Consider the following 19,907-nt stretch of genomic DNA (forward strand, 5'->3'; position numbering starts at 1 on the left):
CAGGCCGGGGCAAGCTCCATCTGCTCCGCTGCGCCGCGCCTTGACGCTCCCTCCGGGGCGTGCGCCAATCCGGGCTCTCTCTGGGGGAGAACAGCCATGTCGACACGCCTGCCCGTCCTCATCGCCGGTGCCGGCCCGACGGGGCTGACGTTGGCGCTCTCGCTCGCCCGCCACGGCATCGCCTGCCGCGTCGTCGACAAGAACCCGCAGCCGACCGAGGTGTCGAAGGCGCTCGCCGTGTGGAGCGGCACGCTGGAGGCCTTCGCGGCGCTCGGGGTAATCTCTTCGTTCCTCGATGCCGGGCTGCATCTGACCGAGCTCAAGGTCAGCGACGGCGGGCGCCAGCTCGCGGCCCTGAAGGTCGCCGAGGGCGTCGACAGCGCCTATCCGTTCACGATCATCGTGCCGCAGTCGAAGACCGAGGCGATCCTGGCCGAGCACCTCGCCGCCGCCGGCGTCCGGATTGAGCGGCCTGTCGAACTCGTCGCCGTCGAGCCCGCCGGCGAGATCGTGCGGGCGGTGCTGAAGCACGCCGACGGCACCGAAGAGACGGTGGAGGCGGACTTCGTCGTCGGCTGCGACGGTGCGCGCAGCACGGTGCGCGGCGTCCTCGGCGTCGAGTTCGACGGCATCACGGAGCCGCAGACCTTCATCCTGTCGGACACCCGCATGGCGGGCGATCTCGACCCGACGTCGATCTACATCAGCTGGGGCCCCGGCGGCAGCGTCGCGCTGTTCCCGATCGGCGGCGACGTCTGGCGCACCTTTGCGATGCGCGACCAGCCGGCCGGCGACGCGGCGCCGACGCTGGAAGAGATCCAGGCGCACCTGACGGCGAACGGCCCGCCGGGGATCGTCGCGAGCGACCCGACCTGGCTGTCGACCTTCCACGTCAACGAGCGGCTCGCCTCCGGCTATCGCAAGGGCCGCGTGCTGATCGCGGGTGATGCCGCCCACATCCACAGCCCGGCGGGCGGGCAGGGCATGAACACCGGCATCCAGGACGCCTTCAATCTCGGCTGGAAGCTCGCCGCCGTCATCCGCGGCCACGGCGAGGCGGCGGCCCTGCTCGACTCCTACGAGGCCGAGCGGCGGCCGGTGGCCTATGGCGTGGTGACGCGCGCGACGCAGCTCCTGCGCGTCGGCATGGTCGCCCACGGCACCGCCGTTCGGCTGGCTCGGGAAGCGATGGTGACGATCATTTCGCACATCCCGGCGGCGCGCCGGAAGCTGCAGGCGCAGATGTCGGAGACGGAGATCGTCTACGCGGACGGGCCGCTGGTCGAGATCGGCAAGAGCACCAGCGGCCACGGCGAGCCCGCCGTCGGCGCGCGTGCGCTCGATGCGGAAATCGTCGACCCCGCCACCGGCACCCGCGGGCGGCTTTGGCCGCGCCTGTCGGCGGTGCGCCACACGCTGCTGGTCTTCGGAGACGCAGGCCTGCAGTCGGCGCTGATGGCCGAGGCGGTGTCGCACGTCGACACCGTGGAGATCGTCGTGCTCGACGGCACCTCGGACCCCGACGGCGTCGCCGCCGAGCGCTACGGCATCAGCACCGCCGGCTGGGTGCTGGTGCGGCCGGACCAGTTCGTCGCCGCCCGCGGCGCCGCCGGCGAGACGCGCGCCTTCAGCGCCTACGCCGGGCGGGCGCTGGAGCGGCGGGCGGCCTGACGATCCGAAGGACCCCGGCCAAGCCGAACGCGCGCCCGCGCCGGCGTCACGGCGCGACGTTGCCGATCGTCGTCTTCAGCGCCTCGAGTCCCTCCGGCGTCCAGCCGGGCGCGTCGGTGAGGGACGCCCACGCATCGACATAGTGCGGGAAGGCATAGACGTGGCCGTAGCCCTTCGGGGGCACCACGGCCATCATGATGTCGGCGATCAGCTGCAGCTGCGTCACGACGGGGATCCAGACGAAATCCGGCGAGACGTCCGGTCCGATCGGGTCCGCCATCCAGTCCGGTTGGCGCCACGCCGCGTGCGGGTCGAAGAAGGTCACCGCGTCGCTCGCGTATTGCAGGTAGATCACCCGGTAGGGCCCCCAAGGCGCAGTGGCGTCGTCGAGGTGGTTCTTCTGGGCGGTGAAGCGGATCACCGAGCCGTCGCGGAAGGTCGGCAGCCATTCCGGCGTGCCGGCGTTGCGCTCGGCCGTCACGGCCCGCCAGGTGCGGCTGTTGAAGGGCGGGCCCGACCACAGCGCCCCCTGGTAGGGATCGCCGATCACCTGGTGAAGGTCGTGGCTGCGGTCGGAGTTGAAGGCGCCGAGGCTGAGGCCGTGGAGATAGAGGCGCGGGCGCGTCTCGGGCGGCAGCGTGCGCCAGTGGTCGTAGAGGGCGGCGAACACCTCGCGCGCCGTCTCCACGCCGTAGTCGGGATCGGCCAGCATGGCGATCCAACTCGCCACGTAGGAGTACTGCACCGCGACGCTGGCGACGTCGCCGCGCAGCACGTATTCGAGCGCCGCCTGGCTCTCCGGGTCGACCCAGCCGGTGCCCGTGGGCGTGACGATGACGAGGTTCGCGCGCTCGAAGGCGCCGATGCGGATCGCCTCCTCGAGCGCCAGCGCTGCCCGCGCGGCCGGCGTGTCGGCTGAGTTGAGCCCGACATAGACGCGAAGCGGCTCCTGTGCGGGCGCGCCGGCGACCGCCTCGATGGCGGCGCGGTCGGGACCGGCAGCGACCATGCGCCGGCCAGCGCGTCCGAGGCTGTCCCACGCGACGAAGGACCCGGGGCCGCCGGACTTCGCGGCGTCGGTCGGCTCCGGGCTGCCTTCCTCGAACTGCTGGTCGAGCTCGGCATAGATGCCGTCGAGAAAGCGCAAGGCGCCGTCGACGAGCAGGCCGTTGCCGATCGACCAGAACACCAGAGCGGTGACGGCGAGTGCGAGGAGGATCGCCTGCCGGCGCGGGATGAAGCGCGCGAGCGTCTCGGACAGGCGGCGGGCGGCGAGACGGAAGCCGCGGGCCAGCAGAAGCAGCAGGACGAAGACGCCGAGCGCGGTGGCGGCGATCGTCAGCGGCCCGGCACTGTCGATCGCCGGCATCTCCATCAGGGCGCGCAGCCGGTTCTGCCAGCCCGTCGCCCACCAGAGGCAGAGGCCCGCCGCGATGGCGCAGACGACGAGGGCCGCTGCGATGCCGGCGCGGCGGGAGCGGTCGGGGAGCACGGGAAGCTGCAGCCAGAGCCAGGCCTCGCGAATGAGCACGCCGCAGCCATAGCCGACGGCGAAGCCGAGACCGGCGAGCGCGCCCTGCACGACGGGCGGACGGGGCACGAGGCTCGGCGTCAGCGAGGCGGCGAAGCACAGCGTGCCGAGTACCACGCCGAGGGCTGAGATCGACAACAGTCCGGGCTTTCCGGAACGCTCGGGCATTGGCACCTCGCCTGACTGCAAGCGGCGCCGGCCGGCGGTCGCCGAATCGCGGGGCACACGCCTGCAGATTAACGGAGATGGGCCGCGCATGCCGTCGCGGGCGTTCGCGTCGACCCGGAACGGCCGCGCCGCTGCGACAGGCTGGCGCAAGCCAGACCCGCCATCACCGTACTCGAAGCTGGAAAAATCCATCACCGGCGAGCGGGGCGCGACGAGCGGGGAGGGCAGATGTCGACGGCACAAGCAGCCAAGCACGAAGGCGACCGGCACAGTTCATCCTCGACCATCCAGGCACCGCCGGCAAACCCTGCTGCGCTGGCGGCGGCGGTCGACGCGTCCGTCAATCTCAGCGACGTGCTGTGCCTGATGGCGTGGTCGAGCGGCAACGCCCGCAAGCTCAGCGGCGAGACCGCCGCCGCCTCCGCCAGTGTCGCCGATATCGCCAGGACCATCGACGACATCGCCGACCTCGGCGGCGTCGCGGAACATCGCTCCGCGGAGGCGCGCAAGCTCGTCGTCGACGGCGCCGCCCGCACCCGCTCGGCCGGGACGGCGATGGCCGGCATCGCCGACGCGTTCGGCAATCTCGAGGACCGGCTCGGCGAACTGCGCACCGCCACCGACAGCATCGGCGGCTTCGCCCAGGCGATCGCCAGCGTCTCCCGGCAGACCAAGCTGCTCGCCCTCAACGCCACCATCGAGGCGGCGCGCGCCGGCCAGGCCGGCCGCGGCTTCGCCGTGGTCGCGGCCGAGGTGAAGGCCCTGTCCGAGGAGGCCTCGACGACGACCAACCTCATCCGCGAGCAGCTCGAGACGCTGACGCGGGTGATGACCGGCATGCTGGGAGCGATGGCCTCCGGCGCCGCCAAGGTGCGCGAGGGCCGCGAGGCCGTCGACGCCGTGGTCGGAAACATGGACGGCATCGAGGGCCGCGTCGGCGAGACCGCCGATGGCGTCGGCCGCATCGCCGGCATGCTGGGTGATCGCCGCCAGGCCCTGCGCGACCTCGCCGACCGCCTCGTCGAGATCGCCCGCCTCGCCAGCCAGAACGAGACGGACTCGCGCTCCGCCGCCGAGATCGTCGGCCGAACCGACGCGATCGTCACGAACCTGATCGAGGACAGCACCGGCGGCGTCGCCGGCGCGACGCAGCGCCTGCGGGCCGACCACATGGTCTGGAAGCGCTCGCTCGCGGAAGTCCTCGCCGGTGTCCGGTCCGCCGCCTCGTTCCCCACGGCCGAACGGCGCGAGCCGCTCGGGGCCCACTTCCGCGACATCGCCGATCCGGCGCTCGTGGCCTCGCCGGAGGTCCGGCGTCTGCGCGATCTCGCCGCGACGCTCGCCGGGCTCGGCACCGGCATCGTCGAGAAGACCGGCAAGGGCGACATCGGCGGAGCGATCGACGCCTACATGGAGATGGAGACGCTGTCGGGCGAGGCGATGGGGCTGATGGCGACGCTGGCCGGCACGCCCGGGTCGACGGGCTTTCGACACTGAGGAGTGCCGGCGCCGGCCGTCCTGCCGCAGCCGGTTCGACGCAACGCTCCGCGGGTCAGCGGTAGACGTATTCCGTCCGGTAGAGCTGGTCGACGAACTCGCCGGTGCCGTCGCGCAACAACAGGTGCTCGGGGATGCCGTCCGGCCGCTTGCGCTCGGGCGGGATCGGCGGGACGTAGGCTCGGCCGCCGCGACGGCGGTCGAAGTCGGCGCGCGCCGCGGCGCGCAGGTCCGCGTCCGTCATCAGGTCGTAGCCGACGCCGGCCATGACGCGGGCGGTGTCGAGCGAGGCCTTGTCGCCGATCGACATGCCGCCGCAGGCCGTCACCGGCCAGGTGTGCAGGCCGACGCCGAGCGGCATCGTCGTCCAGCCGAACAGCCCCGTCGGCGTGTTGTAGGAGACGTCGCCGACGTCGGTGCCGCCGCCGGTGGTGATCTCCGGCAGCATCGGCAGGATGTCGGTGGCGAGCCCCTTTTCCGGCAGCCCGGAAGCCGCCTGGCAGGCGCGCGCGAAGGCCTGCTCCTCGTCCGTCCAGTCGAGGCCGACGGCGTGGAGGTGACGGTTGATCTGCCCCGCCAGGGTCTCGTTCGGCAACAGGTCGTGCAGGCCGAAGAAGTGGTCGACCTCGGCGCGCGTCTGCGTCGCCATCGCGGCCGCCTCGGCGATCTGGCGGACCCATGCGGTCATCGCCACCACCCGCTCGCGATCGGCGTCGCGGATCATGATCAGCGCCTGGGCGCGGTCGGGGACGACGTTCGCCGCCTCGCCCATGCGCGGGTAGACATAGTGGAGCCGTGACGTCGGCTCGATGTGCTCGCGCATGAAGTTGACACCGATGCCGAACATCTCCGCCGCCTTCTGGGCGCTGCGGCCCTCCCACGGCGCGACGCCGGCGTGAGCCGTGCGGCCGTAGAAGTCGATGCGGACGATGTCGGCAGCCGCCGTGCGCAGGAGCCCGGTCGCGGTGATCGGCGCCGGATGCCAGGCGAGGCAGGCGTCCATGTCGTCGAACAGGCCGTCGCGGGCCATGTAGACCTTGACACCCTGGGTCTCCTCGGCGGCGCAGCCATAGACCCGGATGGTGCCGGGCGTGCCGCTATCCGTCATCATCTGCTTCAGGGCGAAGGTCGCCCCGGTGCAGCCGGCGCCGAGCAGGTTGTGGCCGCAGCCGTGGCCGACCTCGACGCCCGTGGGGCCGGGGGTCTCGCGGGGCTCGGCGGCATTGCCGAGGCCGGGCAGCGCGTCGTACTCGGGCAGGAAGCCGATCTTCGGGCCGCCCGTGCCCTGCGTCCACTCGGCGACGAAGGCAGTCGGCGTGCCCGACGTGCCGATGCTGACGATGGTGAAGCCGGCGGCGCGAAGCTCACGAAGATGAATCTCCGCCGACTTCTCCTCCTCCAGCGACAGCTCCGGCGTCGCCCAGACCTCGCGCGAAATGCGCAGGATGGCGTCGCTGACGGCATCGACGGCGGCGGAAGCCTTGGCTGCGGAGGCGGGTGGGGGCGGCTCCGCGGCAGCGGCGGCCGTGTCGGCCATGGAGGCGGCGACGCCGGTCGCCGCGGCGACGACCGTCGGCGCGCCGGCGACGGCGAGCGAGGCCTTGAGGAAATCCCTGCGGCCGAAGCCGTCGCGGCGGTGGCTCTTCACGGGCAGTCTCCCGATCGGCACGCGCGGCGTTGCGCATGCCGTCAGGGTAGCCGATCACAACTGGCGCGACGAGTGACCCGGTCCCACACCTTCGTGAGCGCCGCGCGAGAGCGATGTCCTCAGGCGGCGGAGACGGCCGCTGCCTGCGCGTGTGCCGGTACATGGGCGGCGGGCGCATGGGCCGCTGCGGGAGCGGTCCCCGGCAGCGCCGTTGGTGCCGTCCAGGCGCCGCTTTCGACGGCCTCGATCTTCTCGCCGATCGCCGAGACGACGTGGCGCGAGAATGGGCCGAGGTGGGCGTAGAGGGCCGACATCTGCAGCACCGCCTTCAAGGCCAGCGGGTTGCGCAGCGCCGTCAGCACGATCGTCTTCCAGAACTCGCCGCGGAACTGCGGCTTGCGCAGCGTGATCGCCGTCATCAGGCGCACGACCTGCACGCAGTCCTTCCAGGCGGCGCCCGGATTGATGTCGCCGGCCGACATCTGGATCTTCAGCGCCTGGCCGACGCGGCGGACGCGGCCGAAATAGTTCTTCGGCGAGTAGACGGCGTCGACGACGGCGCGGTAGTCGGCGAGGATCTCGGCGCGCGGGCGCAGCGTGTCGAAGTTCAGTCCCGACAGGCACTGGTCGGCCGAGCCGTCGTCCATGTCGACGCCGTGGTCGGGATGGAGGCGGCCCTCCTTGGCGAGGCGGCGCGTCAGCTGCGTGTTCGGCAGGGCGTAGAGCATGCCGACCATGGCGACCGGGATCGCCGCATCCTCGATGAGGTCGTTGATCGGGGCGGAGACGCGCCCCTTCTCGCTGTCGAAACCGACGATGAACCCGGCGAGCACGAACATGCCGGAGCCATAGATCTTGTGGACGCTCTCGGAGATGTCGCCGCGGGTGTTCTGCTTCTTGCTCGTGGCGGCCAGCACCTCCGGGTCCGGGCTCTCGATGCCGACGAACACCGAGAAGAAGCCGGCGCCCCGCATCAGCTCCATAAGCTCGCGGTCCTCGGCGAGGTTGAGGGAGGCTTCGGTCGAGAGCTCGAAGGGGTGGCGGTTCTTCTTCTGCCAGTCGGCGAGATGCGGCAGGAAGGCCTTCACCGCCTTCTTGTTGCCGATCAGGTTATCGTCGACGAAATCGACGTGGCCGCGGTAGCCGAGGGCATAGAGCGCGTCGAGCTCGGCCAGCATCTGCGGCGTCGTCTTCATCCGCGGCCGGCGGCCATAGAGCTCGATGATGTCGCAGAACTCGCAGGTGAACGGGCAGCCGCGCGAGAACTGCACGCCGACATGGAGATAGCGGTCGAGTTTCAGCAGGTCGAATCGCGGCACCGGGCTCGCGGTCACGTCGGCCTGGAACTTCGGCGCGACGAAGTCGCCGCGGCGCGTGCCGGCGGCCCAGGCGGCGAGGAACTCCTCGATGACGCTCTCCGCCTCGCCGAGCACGCGGATATCGGCGATCGCATAGATCTCGGGGCTCGAGGTGACGTCCGGCCCGCCGACCACCACCGCCTTGCCGCGGGCCTGCGCCCGCTCGATCAGCATCAAGCAGTCGCGCTGCTGCGGGAGCATGCCCCCGGTCATCACCATGTCCGCCCAGTCGAGGTCGGCGTCCTCCAGCTCCTCGACGTTGCGGTCGACGAGGCGGACGTTCCACGACTTCGGCAGCATGGCGGCGACGGTGATGAGGCCGAGCGGCGAGGCGGGGTACTTCGCCCCCACCATCTCGCAAGTCTCTCCGTAGTTCCAGAACGACGCTGCGTTGAACTTCGGATAGACGAGGAGGGCGTTCTGGGCTTCGGCCGTCAAGAGGCGGTCTCCTCGCATTGCTGCGGTTCGATTGAGCATGGCGCCCGAGAATCTTACGCCATTGCGAAGAGCAGCGCCAATAAGGCCGAAGCGCGGCAGCCACTCAAGGCTCAGACAGCGTCGTGGAAGATGACGCCGAGCGTGTGACGCCGGCCGGAACGGATGCGGCTGACGCCGTGGCGCAGCGTGACCCGGTAGTCGCCGCGGGTGCCGGCGGCCGGGCGGTGGCTGACGGCGAAGACGACGCCCTCGCCGTGCGCGAGCGGCACCACCTCGGCCCGCGACTGCTGGCGCGGCCGCTGCTCGGTCAGCACGAACTCGCCGCCGGTGAAGTCGCGCCCCGGCTCCGACAGCAGGATCGCCACCTGCAGCGGAAAGACGTGCTCGCCGTAGAGGTCCTGGTGCAGGCAGTTGAAGTCGCCGGGGCCGTAGCGCAGCAGCAGCGGCGTCGGGCGCGTCTGGCCGGCCTCGTGGCAGCGCGCGACGAAGTCAGCGTGGGTGTCGGGATAGCGCACGGGGCTGCCGAGCCGCTCGTTCCAGCCGTTCGCGATCGGCACGAGGCGCTCGTAGAGCCGCTCCCGAAGGGTGGCGACGGTCGGCGGCAACGGGCGGCTGAAATACTGGTACTCGCCGCTGCCGAAGCCGTGTCGGGCCATGACGATGCGGCTGCGGAAGCGGCTCACGTCGTCGTAAAGCGCGGCCAACATCGCGCACTCGTCCGGCTTCAGGAGACAACCGGTGGCGGCGGCGCCGTGGGCGTCGAGGCCAGCGGCGATGGCGGTCCAGTCGAGGCCGTCGATGCGATCGGCGAGCGGCGTGCGCACCGCCGGCTGGTGGGCGGTCAGCAGCGTCACCTTGCGCCCTCGCGCTCGAGGAGGGCGCGCTTGCGCTCGACGCCCCAGCGGTAGCCGGAGAGGCTGCCGTCGGTGCGCACCACCCGGTGGCAGGGGATGGCGATGGCGGCCGGGTTGGCGCCGCAGGCCTGCGCCACCGCGCGCACCGCCTTCGGCATCCCGATCGCCACCGCGATCTCCGTGTAGGTGGCGGTGCGGCCCGCCGGAATGGCGCGGAGCGCCCGCCAGACGCGCTCCTGGAACGCAGTGCCGCGCACGTCGAGCGGCAGGTCGAGCCCGCTCGCAGGCGCCTCGACGAAGCCGACGACCTTCGCCACCAACGCCTCGAAGCCCTCGTCGCCGCCGATCAGCGTCGCCCGCGGGAAACGGTCCTGCAGGCCTTCGACGAGCTGTTGCGGATCGTCGCCGAGCTCGATCGCCGCGATGCCGCGTTCACTCGCCGCCACGATGATGGCGCCGAGTGAGCAGCGGCCGACGGCGAAGCGCAGCACGGCATCGCGCCCACCGTCGCGGAAGGCGGCCGGCGTCATGCCGAGGCGCTCGCTGGCGTGTTCGTAGAAGCGGCTGCTCGAGCCGTAGCCGGCGTCGAAGATGGCGTCGGTGACGCGCTCGCCTTGCTCCAGTCCGGCGCGCAGGCGGGCGGCGCGGCGGGCGCTCGCATAGGCCTTCGGCGTGACGCCCGTCGAGGCCTTGAAGACGCGGTGGAAGTAGTAGGGCGACATCCCCGCCGCCTCGGCCAGAGCGGCGAGGGACGGGGCCTCGTCGGCCTCCTCGATCGCCCGACAGACGGCGGCGATAGCCGTGGCGTGTCGTGCGGCGAGGGGTGGCTCGTCGGGCCGGCAGCGCTTGCAGGGTCGGAAGCCGGCCGCGCGCGCCGCGGCGCCGTCGGCATGAAAGGCGATGTTCTCGCGGCGTGCCGGCCGGGCGGCACAGGATGGACGGCAATAGACGCCCGTGGTGGCGACGGAATAGACGAACCGGCCGTCGGCAGCGGCGTCGCGGGCACGCACGGCAGTGAGCCGCGCCTCGTCGGAGCCATAGGACTGCGACGGCGGGTGCAGGGACGCCGCGGGGGCCGTGACGATCGAGGGAGCGGGCGAGGGGGGCACGGGGCGTCTCCTGGCAGCGCCGGCGCGATGACGCCGGACACCCTCACCATGACGCGTCCGCCGCCCCGCTGCACTCCGGGCCTTGCGCTCGAATTCGGCGACCGACCGGGAGCGGCGACCGTGTGTCAGCGGTCCTCGCTCGGCATGATGTCGACGCCCGCAATCGCGGCCGAGATGCCACGGTCGGCGGCGCGGTGCTTCACCTCGTCGGCGTCGCGGGCGCTGTCGGCCTGCTTGCTCTCGTCCTCGCCGTGGGCGTCGTCGCCCCGATGGCGGCGGGTCGGCGGCACGTCGGCGAGAAGGGCGCTGTCGCGCCCGTCGCTCTCGGCGGCCGCGGAGCCTGCGCGCGGGGTCGGCCGCTGCGGCGTGCCGGCGTCGCCCGGCTGCGGGCGATCGTCGGCCGGATCGGGCCGCGGCGGGGTGCTGTTCGAGGTCATCGGCGCTCTCCCGTGCGGCGGCGGTGGGGCCGGTCGGCCCGACGTCGCGCCGCGCTCCCATCAACGCCGCGGGCGGTCACGCGTTCCGCACCCTCGGGCCGCATAAAATCACTCCGATTTGACGATCAAAATGGTTGTGATCGGGGAATTCTATGGTTTGATGGGAATCGGCTATCGACGCCTCTCCCAAGGCGTCTTCGGCCCGGCCTGGCGCGGCGCAAGCCTGCAGCCGGCCGCACTCTTCCGAACGGGGGTGGCGTGAGCACGGCTCGCCCGCCCCCGTTCGTCGTTCCAGACGATGGATCGTCAGAAGATGCTGGGGGCAGGACGACGGCCGCCCGAATCAGCCGGAGGTGAGGCGGCGGTGGTTGGCCTTCACGGCGCGCCGGTAGGGGCGGAAGGCGGCGGCGGCCACTGCCTCGCTGCCACGCCCGCTGGCGATGGCGAGGCCAGCTGCGACCTGTGAGCGCCAGACCGCCTCGGCTTTCTCGGAGATCATGCGCTGCGTCTCCACCGCGGCCTCGCTGCCACCGGCGGAGATGCGCAAGAGCCGCAGGGCCATGACCGACTGCACCTGGAAGGCGAACTCGAAGGCCTCGAACATGGCGGCGGCGGGGTGGGCGGACGGTCGGCGCATGGCGAACTCCTGGCCGCACCCCGGTGGCGCCGGCAATGGCCGGCCCGGACGTGGGGTCTGTCGAAAGGGGAAAGATGCGCGCTGGCAGGCTGTCGGGCGGGATCGGCGACGGCCAAGCGGATCGGAGCCGCTACGGCCATCGTTGGTATGACGGGATGATGTGTCCGAAGGAGGCGCCACGCAAGCCCGCTCGGAAGCCGGAGATGAAACGCGCAAGTCCGACGCAAGCTCCCGGCGCGGGGCGCGGCGATTGCGCACGGCGGCCTCGGGACGGGAGAGGATGGCGCGAGGTGGTGCGTGGCGCAGCGCTTGGAGGCGACGGCCGGAATCGAACCGGCATACACGGATTTGCAGTCCGCTGCGTAACCATTCCGCCACGTCGCCAACGGGGCGGATGATTACGGCAGGCCAGACACGCAGACAAGGGGGCATCGCATCGGGCGCATGGCGTTCGGAGGTTCGCAACGGCGTAGGTGTCGGCCAGGGAGGCGGCGCGGACCGCCGCGGCAGCCCGCGCCGTCGAAGTCCTGCGATGGATGTGACCGGGCGATCCACTTTACTGAATAAGATCCAGGCTACGTTGTTTGCGGTCGCCTCGGTGTTGCCAGAGAGGCGACTTGCCCGCAGCCTGTAGTGGAATTATGTTTCAGGGCAACATCTGCTGGCAGAGCCGCTTTCCGCGCCATTTGGATGACCCAATCCAGCGGCTGCGAGGCAATGGCCGACCATGCCAAACCGCGTCTTGATCGTCTCGGCCGATGCGGAAACGTCCCGCTCCCTGCGCGAGCTTCTTGCAGATCAGAAAGCCGACCCGTTCTCGGTCGAAACCTCGGGCAACCTGTCTGCCGCGATCACGTCTCTCGGCTCCGGTGATCCGGATGTCGTCGTGGCCGATCTCCACATGCCGGGTTGCCAGGGCATCGAGGCGTTCGACCGCCTGTTCTCGGCGGCGCCGCACACGCCCATCGTCGTGATCTGCCGAGACGAGGAGGTCGGTCTCGCCGACCTCGCCGTGCAGAACGGCGCCCAGGGCTTCTTCTTCAAGAGGGACTTCCAGAGTTCGCTGACGGCGCAGATGTTGCGCAACGTCATCAAGAGAAAGGCCGTCGAGGCTGCGATGTTCCTGGAGAAGGCGCGCGCCGAGATCATGCTCAACTCGATCAGCGACGCCGTCATCGGGACGGATATGGCGGGGAACGTCGAATACCTGAACGTAGCGGCCGAGAGCATCACCGGCTGGTCGCGGGCGGAGGCGCATGGCCAACAGATCGATCAGGTGATGAGGATCCTCGACGGGGGAACCAGGCGGCCTATTCGCAATCCGGTCGCGCTCGTCCTCCAGGAGGACAAGCCGATGGGGATGGTGGCGGGCACCGTCCTCGTGCGGCGCGACGGCCAGGAGGTGACCATCGAGGACTCTGCCTCGCCGATCCACGACTACGACGACAAGATCTGCGGAGCCGTACTCGTCTTTCACGATGTGACGGTCGCCCGGGCGATGTCGCTGAAGATGGCGCACCTGGCGCAGCACGACTACCTGACGGACCTTCCCAATCGGTCGCTTCTGAACGATCGCCTCCTGCAGGCCATCGCGCTCGCCGAGCGACACGCCGGGCAGGTGGCGATTCTCTTCCTCGATCTCGATCGGTTCAAGGAGGTCAACGATTCGATCGGGCATGCGGGCGGCGACCTGGTCCTGCAGGCCGTCGCCAAGCGACTTGAAGGATGTATCGGTCGCACGGACACGGTGAGCCGCCATGGCGGCGACGAGTTCGTCGTTCTGCTTTCCGAGATCGAAGGGCCGGCGCAGGCGGGCATCCTGGCGGAGCGGATGCTTCAGGAACTGAAGCAGCCCATATTCGTCAAGGACCGAAAACTTCAGATTACTGGGAGCATTGGTATCAGCGTCTATCCTGAGGATGGCGAAAAGCCGAACATACTACTCCATTGCGCCGATGCTGCGATGTACAAGGCAAAGATCAATCACAGGAACACGTATCAATTTTACAGCCGTGAGATCATGGCGAAGGATATCGAGCGAAAGCGCATCAGCGATGCTCTCGAGCTGGCGCTGGATCGAGACGAATTCGTCGTCCTGTATCAGCCCAATGTGAACTTGTTCGACTGCACGGTGGTCGGGGTCGAGGCGCTGCTGCGCTGGAACAGTCCGGGTCTGGGGATGCAGTCTCCCGGTCTGTTCATTCCCGTCGCCGAGGAAACGGGGCTGATCCTGCCGATCGGCCACTGGGTTCTCCGCGAGGCCTGCGCACAAGGCAAGCGGTGGGAGGCGGAGGGGCTGAAAGTCGGGACGGTCGCCGTGAACATCTCGGCGCTCGAATTCCGCCAGAAGAACTTCGTCGCCGACATCCGTTCCGTCCTGGAAGAGAGCGCGTTCGATCCCGCGGCCCTGCAACTCGAGATCACCGAGAGCGTGCTGATGAACGACGTGGAGGAGAGTGCCAAGATCCTATACGAGATCAAGGAAATGGGAATCCGGATCGCGGTCGACGACTTCGGTATCGGGTATTCTAGCTTGAGTTACCTCAACAGATTTCCGGTCGACATCATCAAGATCGATCAGTCATTCGTGCGCTGCCTGACGCCGACGAGCGGCGACGGGATCATCGTCACCGCCATCATAGCGATGGCGAACAGTCTGAAGATCGCCGTCATCGCCGAGGGGATCGAGACGAAGTTCCAGCTCGATTTCCTCCGTCGGCGCGGCTGCAGGGAAGGGCAGGGCTTCCTCTTCAGCACGCCGCAGCCGCCCGAGGACATCTCGAGACTTGTCATCAGCAGCTTTCCCCAACCGCAGTCTTGAGAGCCTGCGCCGAAGCTCGAGCCTGGGCCGGCCGCACCGGCGGCGGCGCGTCGTCGCACGGGCCGCCGGCGTCCGGAAGACGGCTGCGGCGATAGTGCGGGAGGGCGGGCGACCCTGTAGCAAGGGGGACGGGTTCTGCTGAGAGGACAGCCGAGATGACCAAGGCGGGCGACGACGCGACGGGTTCGGCTCGAAGCGTGGCGAAGGGGCGTGAGGCAGCACCGCCGGCAAGCGCGCACACGGACGACCTCGCTCACATGCCGGCGCACCGGCTGGCCCCGCTGATCCGCACCGGTGCGGTTTCGCCGGTGGAGAGCGTTGAGGCGGTCCTCGCCCGCATCGAGGCGGTGGAGCCCACGATCAACGCCTTCGCAGTCGTCACCGCCGATACGGCGCGGGCGGAGGCGAAGCGGGCGGAGGTGGTGGTCAGCGCTGGCGAGCGGGTCGGGCCGCTGCACGGCGTCACGGTGACGATCAAGGATCTCGCCGGCATCACCGGCCTGCCGGCGGCGCGCGGCTCGCACATCTTCGCCGGCGAGATCGCCTCCCGGGACGCTCCATTCGTGCAGCGCCTGAAGGCGGCCGGCGCCATCGTCGTCGGCAAGACGACGACGCCGGAATGCGGCTGGATCGCGCTCGGCCGCAGCCCGCTCACCGGCGACACCCACAATCCCTGGAAGCACGGTTTCACGCCCGGCGGCTCGTCGGCCGGTGCTGCGGCCGCCGCCGCCGCCGGTTGCGGGCCGCTGCACCAGGGCACCGACGCGGCGGGTTCGATCCGCGTGCCGGCGCACTTCTGCGGGCTCGCCGGACTGAAGCCGAGCTACGGGCGCATTCCGATGGTGCCGGTCGGGCTGCACGACCTTGCCTCGCACGGCGGCCCGATGGCGCGCACGGTGCGGGACGTCGCGATGATGCTGTCCGTCATGTCCGGCCCGCACCCTGAGGACCACACCTGCCTCGACTCGGCCCCGGCCGATTATCTCGGCCGCCTCGGCGAGGGCATCGCCGGCAAGCGCATCGCCTTCAGCCCCGATCTCGGCCACGTCCGCGTCGATCCGGAGGTCGCGGCGCTGGTGCGGGCGGGGCTTTCGGCCTTTTCCGAGGCCGGCGCCATCGTCGAGGAGCCGGGGACGCCGTGGGGCACCGGCGGTATCGATCTCGCCCGCTTCTTCTGGAAGGCGCACTTCTCGGGCTTCGCGCGCTTCCTGCCGGAGTTCCGCGACCGCATGGACCCCCACCTCGTTGCCTGCATCGAGGACGGCATGGCGGTGACCGCTGCGGACTATCAGCTGCAGCGTGAGCGCAAGTACGCGTGGTGTTCCGAGATCGGCCGCTGGTTCGGCGACTGGGATTTCCTCGTCACGCCCACCGCCTCGGTGGCGACGTTCCCGGTCGGGCAACTGGCGCCCGACGGCTGGGCGCAGCATCGCTGGGACTGGATGGAGTGGGCGGAGTTCTCCTACCCGTTCAACTTCACCGGCGCGCCGGCGGCCTCGGTGCCGTGCGGGCTGACGGCGGACGGGCGGCCGGTGGGGCTGCAGATCGTCGGCCGCCGCTTCGACGATCTCGGCGTGCTGCAGGCCGCCGCCGCCTTCGAGGCGGCGCGGCCGTGGGAGCACCTGCGCCCGCCGCTGTAAGGCGGGGGCTACTCGGCCGCGGCGCTACTCCGCCGCGGCGGCGAGTTCCGGCTGACGCTCGCGCGCGTCGGTGCCGCGGCCGAGGCCGAGGTCGGGGAACTGGTCGGAGAGGCGGCTGCCGGGATAGTAGGCCTGGGCGTAGGCCGGGCGGGCCTGCAGATCGGCGAGCCATTGCGCCACGCGCGGATACCGGCCTTCCCACAGGTAGGCGAAGCCGAGGTCCTCCATGCGGTCGATCAGCGGCGCCACCGCGAGGTCGGCGAGCGTCAGCTGCTCACCCATCAGGAAGGGCCCGCCGTTCTTCTCGAGCAGAAGGTCCATGCGGCCGGCGGTCTTGACGATGTCGGCGAGCGCCTTGTCGATGTCCTCGCGCGGGAAGCCGGTGCGGCCCATGCGCTTGTAGAACTCGCCCTTCAGCGGCCGGAGCGCGACGCTCTCGGCGAACTCGGCGTCCGTCATCGCCAGGAACTTGCGGATCAGGCCGCCATACTGGAACGACGGGTAGCGCACCGCCGGCGTCGGCACCGCATCGACGAAGGCAAGGAAGGCGCGCATCTCGGCCCGGGCGAGCGGCGTCGGCGGCGTCAGCGACACGGGCGGATAGATCTCGTCCAGGTACTGCACGATCACCGAGGACTCGATCACCGGCGTGCCGTTGTGGATGAGCGTCGGCACGACGCCGTTCGGGTTGAGCTTCAGGTACCAGTCCGAAAGGTGGTCCTGGTTCTTGGAGACGAGCACCCGGTCCACCCACTCGATGCCCTTCTCGTGCATGGCGAGGCGGACCTTCAGGCTGCAGGTGGACTGCGCGAAGTTGTAGAGCTCGAGCATCGGGCGCCTCCCATCATATTGTCAGATCGTCATACGCCGACCGGTCGATCGGGTCCAGTTTCTGGCCGCGATCGGCCGTCGTCGCCTTCGCGACTGCAGCACCGAATCTCTCTTTACGAGCGACCGGCCCGGGCGTAGCGTCCGCTCAACTGGTATGACAGGTATACCAATGCTCGACACGGCGGTTCGCCAGCGCAAGCTCTATGAGGAGGTCGCCGCCCGGCTGGAGCGGATGATCGCCGAGGGGCACTACGCCGCCGGCGACGCTCTGCCCTCGCAGCGGACGCTGATGGAGACGTTCGCCGTCGGCCGCCCGGCGATCCGCGAGGCGCTGTTCCACCTGCAGAAGATGGGGCTGATCGACATCCGGTCCGGCACCCGGGCGATCGTGACGCTGCCGACGCCGGCCTTCGTCGTCGACGCGCTCGCCGTCACCGCCCGCCACATGCTGGCGGCGCCGGGTGGCGTGCAGAACTTCCAGAGCCTGCGCGTCTTCTTCGAGGTCGGCCTCGCCCGCCACGCCGCCGAGCACGCCACGGCGGACGATCTCGCCCGCTTCCGGGCGGCGCTCGACGAAAACCGCGCCTCGCTCGGCGACCTCAAGCGCTTCGAGCGCACCGACGTCGACTTCCACTTCGTGCTGGCGGTGATCCCCCGCAATCCGATGTTCACGGCGATCCACGCCGCTCTCGCCGAGTGGCTGCTCGAACAGCGCCAGACGACGCTCGCGCCCGGCGAGGACAAGGTCGCCTACGAGGCGCACCGGGCGATCTTCGAGGCGGTGGCGGCGCATGACGCCGACCGGGCGGAGGCGGCGATGCGCGCCCACCTCGACTACGTCACCCGGCGCTACAACGCGGTGGTGGAGAAGCGGCGATGAGCGGCTACGTCATCCTCGTCGACTTCCAGGTGGTGCCGGGCGAGCGCGCGGCCTTCCGCCGCCTGATCGACGAGAACGCCCGCGAATCCTGCCGCACCGAGCCCGGCTGCCGGCGCTTCGACGTGCTGGAGCCGGCCGGCGAGCCCGACCGGGTGCTGCTCTACGAGATCTACGACGACCGGGCCGCCTTCGAGGCGCACACGCGCACCGGCCACTTCGCCCGCTTCGACGCCGCCAGCGCGGCGCTGGTCGCGGCCAAGGCCGTCACCGAATGCGCCCTCGTCTGCGAGGGCGGCGCATAGATCGAGACACCTTCGACCCGGCCGAAGAGCCCGGGCGGACGACGACAGGGAGAGAATGCATGGCGGGCGAGAGTTCGGTGGGTCCGGGCCTGAAGGCGATGGCCGGCACACGGGCGCCGAAGTTCGGGCACTTCATCGTCGAGTTCGCGACGCCGGGGATCGGCCACATCCTGAAGTCGGCCGGCTGCGACTTCGTGCTGTTCGACCTCGAGCACTCCGGCTTCGGCTTCGAGACGGTTAAGAGCGCCATCCGCTATTTCGAGGCGGCGCAGGTGCCGGTGATCGTGCGGGTGCCGTCGAAGGAGTACCACCACATCGCCCGCGCCATGGACATGGGCGCCGAGGGGCTGATGGTGCCGATGGTGGGCTCCGCCGAGGAGGCCCGCCAGATCGTCCACTCGATGAAGTATCACCCGCAGGGTGGCCGCGGCGTCGCCCTGCAGGTGGCACACGACCGTTACCGGCCCGGCGCGGTCGCCGACAAGTTCACCGCCACCAACGCCCGCACCACGCTGTTCTGCCAGATCGAGACGGCTGACGGCGTGAAGAACTGCGAGGAAATCGCGGCGGTCGACGGCGTCGATTGCCTTTGGGTCGGCCACTTCGACCTGTCGGTCGGCCTCGGCATCCCCGGCGAGTTCGAGCATCCGGAGTTCAAGGCGGCGATCGACAAGACGGTGAAGGCCGCCCGCAAGCACGGCAAGGCGATGGGCCGGCTGGTGCCGACGGTCGAGGTCGGCATCGAGCTCTACGACGTCGGCTTCGACTTCATCTGCTATTCGGGCGACGTCTGGGTGCTGCACAACGCACTGGCCGAGGCGATCGGCAAGCTGCGGGAAGGCACGAAGGGTAGTGCAGCGGCGCACAAGGCAGCCGCCACGAAGGCGAGCGCGAAAGCCCCGGCGAAGGCCTCCGTCAAGCCTTCCGCGAAGCCGGCCGTCAAGGCGCCCGCCAAAGCCCCGTCCAAGGCCCCGGCCACGCGGAAGGCGCGCCCATGAGCGGACCGTTCCGCGTCGCGCTCTCCGGCGACTTCAAGAAGCCGGACGGCTCGCCGACCTACCCGGACTTCGACCTCGCGCCGCTCAGGGCCGCGCCGAATGTCGAGGTCGCGTTCCTGGACGTGGCGAACCCACTCAGGGCCGAGCAACTGGAGGACTTCGACGCCCTCATCCTGCTCACCCATCGCTTCGGCCGCGAGAGCGTGCCGAAGAGCGGCCGGCTCGCCGTCATCGCCCGCTTCGGCGTCGGCTACGACACCGTCGACGTGCCGGCCTGCACGGACGCCGGCATCGCGCTGGTCATCACGCCGGACGGTGTGCGGCGGCCGGTGGCGGTCTCGATCCTGGCGCTGATGCTGGCGCTCACCGGCAAGATGATGGTGAAGGACCGGCTGACGCGGGAAGGGCCGACGGGCTTTGCCCAGCGCTCCGACCACATGGGCGTCGGCCTCGTCGGCCGCACGCTGGGCTCGGTCGGCATCGGCAACATCGGCGCCGAGTTCTTCCGGATCGCCAAGCCGCTCGACATGCGCTTCATCGCCCACGACCCCTTCGCCGACAAGGCGGTGGCGGCCGAACTCGGCATCGAGCTCGTCAGCCTCGAGGAGGTGTTCCGGCAGTCCGACGTGCTGTCGGTGAGCTGCCCGCTGACGCCGGAGACGCACCACCTCGTCAACGCCGAGCGGCTCGCGCTGATGAAGCCGACGGCCTACCTCATCAACACCGCGCGCGGACCGATCGTCGACCAGAAGGCGCTGACAAAGGTCCTGGCCGAGCGCCGCATCGCCGGCGCCGGGCTCGACGTGCTCGAGCAGGAGCCGCCGGACGCGGACGACCCGATCCTGAAGCTCGACAACGTCATCCTCGCGCCGCACGCGCTGTGCTGGACCGACCAGTGCTTCGCCGGCAACGGCGCCGCCGACGTCAAGGCGGTGCTCGAGGTACAGCACGGCCGCGTGCCGCGCGGCGTCGTCAACCGGGCGGTGCTCGAGACCGCGACGTGGAAGCGGCGGCTCGCCGACTTCCACGGCCGTTTCGGCGACTAGATCGAGAGGGCGGAGGGTAACCGCCCCGTCAGCAAGGGAGT

16 protein-coding genes and 1 tRNA gene are annotated in these 19,907 nt (G+C 70.3%); 8 read left to right on the forward strand and 9 right to left on the reverse strand.

All coding sequences use genetic code 11. The features are described from left to right. Nucleotides 1-96 precede the first annotated feature (96 nt). Nucleotides 97-1,671 carry an FAD-dependent monooxygenase gene (locus tag RUR49_RS20910; RefSeq protein WP_409148368.1) on the forward strand — a complete coding sequence of 525 codons (1,575 nt, stop codon included), beginning with the start codon at nucleotides 97-99 and terminating at the stop codon, nucleotides 1,669-1,671. A 46-nt stretch (nucleotides 1,672-1,717) separates the two neighbouring features. Here RUR49_RS20910 and RUR49_RS20915 read toward each other — a convergent pair whose 3' ends face one another. Further along, entirely contained in the window at nucleotides 1,718-3,370 is a 1,653-nt protein-coding gene (locus RUR49_RS20915; protein ID WP_409148369.1) for an alpha/beta hydrolase, read from the reverse strand. A 228-nt stretch (nucleotides 3,371-3,598) separates the two neighbouring features. Between RUR49_RS20915 and RUR49_RS20920 the strand changes: the two genes are divergently transcribed. Then, nucleotides 3,599-4,867: a methyl-accepting chemotaxis protein gene (locus RUR49_RS20920; protein WP_409148370.1), complete on the forward strand. Its 1,269-nt coding sequence runs from the start codon at nucleotides 3,599-3,601 to the stop codon at nucleotides 4,865-4,867. Between the two features lie 55 nt (nucleotides 4,868-4,922). Here RUR49_RS20920 and RUR49_RS20925 read toward each other — a convergent pair whose 3' ends face one another. The 7 genes from RUR49_RS20925 to RUR49_RS20955 all read right to left on the reverse strand — a co-directional run bounded on the left by RUR49_RS20925 (nucleotide 4,923) and on the right by RUR49_RS20955 (nucleotide 11,732). Further along, nucleotides 4,923-6,515, reverse strand: coding sequence for an amidohydrolase (locus RUR49_RS20925; RefSeq protein ID WP_409148371.1), 1,593 nt, complete (start codon nucleotides 6,513-6,515; stop codon nucleotides 4,923-4,925). A 119-nt stretch (nucleotides 6,516-6,634) separates the two neighbouring features. Beyond that, entirely contained in the window at nucleotides 6,635-8,329 is a 1,695-nt protein-coding gene (locus RUR49_RS20930; protein WP_409148372.1) for a B12-binding domain-containing radical SAM protein, read from the reverse strand. A 92-nt stretch (nucleotides 8,330-8,421) separates the two neighbouring features. Continuing rightward, the gene (locus RUR49_RS20935) at nucleotides 8,422-9,165 is read right to left on the reverse strand and encodes a 2OG-Fe(II) oxygenase (RefSeq protein WP_409148373.1); all 744 of its coding nucleotides are present in this window, start codon (nucleotides 9,163-9,165) and stop codon (nucleotides 8,422-8,424) included. Beyond that, nucleotides 9,162-10,226 (reverse strand): bifunctional DNA-binding transcriptional regulator/O6-methylguanine-DNA methyltransferase Ada, encoded by a 1,065-nt coding sequence (gene ada / locus RUR49_RS20940; RefSeq protein ID WP_409148459.1) that lies wholly within the window; start codon nucleotides 10,224-10,226, stop codon nucleotides 9,162-9,164. Before ada ends, RUR49_RS20935 begins: the two co-directional genes overlap by 4 nt. A 173-nt stretch (nucleotides 10,227-10,399) precedes the next feature. Further along, on the reverse strand, nucleotides 10,400-10,711 hold the full coding sequence (locus tag RUR49_RS20945; protein WP_409148374.1) for a hypothetical protein: 312 nt from the start codon (nucleotides 10,709-10,711) through the stop codon (nucleotides 10,400-10,402). Between the two features lie 343 nt (nucleotides 10,712-11,054). Beyond that, the gene (locus tag RUR49_RS20950; RefSeq protein WP_409148375.1) at nucleotides 11,055-11,348 is read right to left on the reverse strand and encodes a hypothetical protein; all 294 of its coding nucleotides are present in this window, start codon (nucleotides 11,346-11,348) and stop codon (nucleotides 11,055-11,057) included. Between the two features lie 310 nt (nucleotides 11,349-11,658). Continuing rightward, nucleotides 11,659-11,732: transfer RNA gene (locus RUR49_RS20955), tRNA-Cys, on the reverse strand. Between the two features lie 343 nt (nucleotides 11,733-12,075). Between RUR49_RS20955 and RUR49_RS20960 the strand changes: the two genes are divergently transcribed. Both RUR49_RS20960 and RUR49_RS20965 read left to right on the forward strand, forming a co-directional pair. Beyond that, on the forward strand, nucleotides 12,076-14,169 hold the full coding sequence (locus RUR49_RS20960) for a putative bifunctional diguanylate cyclase/phosphodiesterase (protein ID WP_409148376.1): 2,094 nt from the start codon (nucleotides 12,076-12,078) through the stop codon (nucleotides 14,167-14,169). Between the two features lie 155 nt (nucleotides 14,170-14,324). Further along, on the forward strand, nucleotides 14,325-15,809 hold the full coding sequence (locus tag RUR49_RS20965; RefSeq protein ID WP_409148377.1) for an amidase: 1,485 nt from the start codon (nucleotides 14,325-14,327) through the stop codon (nucleotides 15,807-15,809). A 24-nt stretch (nucleotides 15,810-15,833) separates the two neighbouring features. Here the strand turns inward: RUR49_RS20965 and RUR49_RS20970 are convergent, their stop codons facing one another. After that, a complete protein-coding gene (locus RUR49_RS20970; protein ID WP_409148378.1) occupies nucleotides 15,834-16,640 on the reverse strand; it encodes a glutathione S-transferase family protein in 807 nt (268 codons plus the stop codon). A 169-nt stretch (nucleotides 16,641-16,809) separates the two neighbouring features. On the opposite strand from RUR49_RS20970, the gene nanR reads away from it, so the two are divergent. Genes nanR through RUR49_RS20990 form a run of 4 tightly spaced genes read left to right on the forward strand, consistent with a single transcriptional unit; the run spans nucleotide 16,810 to nucleotide 19,866 of the window. After that, nucleotides 16,810-17,520, forward strand: coding sequence for a transcriptional regulator NanR (gene nanR / locus RUR49_RS20975; protein WP_409148379.1), 711 nt, complete (start codon nucleotides 16,810-16,812; stop codon nucleotides 17,518-17,520). Further along, nucleotides 17,517-17,822: a putative quinol monooxygenase gene (locus RUR49_RS20980; protein WP_409148380.1), complete on the forward strand. Its 306-nt coding sequence runs from the start codon at nucleotides 17,517-17,519 to the stop codon at nucleotides 17,820-17,822. Before nanR ends, RUR49_RS20980 begins: the two co-directional genes overlap by 4 nt. A 59-nt stretch (nucleotides 17,823-17,881) precedes the next feature. Then, complete coding sequence (locus RUR49_RS20985) at nucleotides 17,882-18,820, forward strand: HpcH/HpaI aldolase family protein (RefSeq protein WP_409148381.1); 939 nt, start codon at nucleotides 17,882-17,884, stop codon at nucleotides 18,818-18,820. After that, complete coding sequence (locus RUR49_RS20990; RefSeq protein ID WP_409148382.1) at nucleotides 18,817-19,866, forward strand: NAD(P)-dependent oxidoreductase; 1,050 nt, start codon at nucleotides 18,817-18,819, stop codon at nucleotides 19,864-19,866. Before RUR49_RS20985 ends, RUR49_RS20990 begins: the two co-directional genes overlap by 4 nt. The last annotated feature ends 41 nt before the right edge of the window (nucleotides 19,867-19,907 follow it).

It is taken from the genome of Pseudoxanthobacter sp. M-2 (assembly GCF_046156265.1).
Classification (GTDB): domain Bacteria; phylum Pseudomonadota; class Alphaproteobacteria; order Rhizobiales; family Segnochrobactraceae; genus CAMDHY01.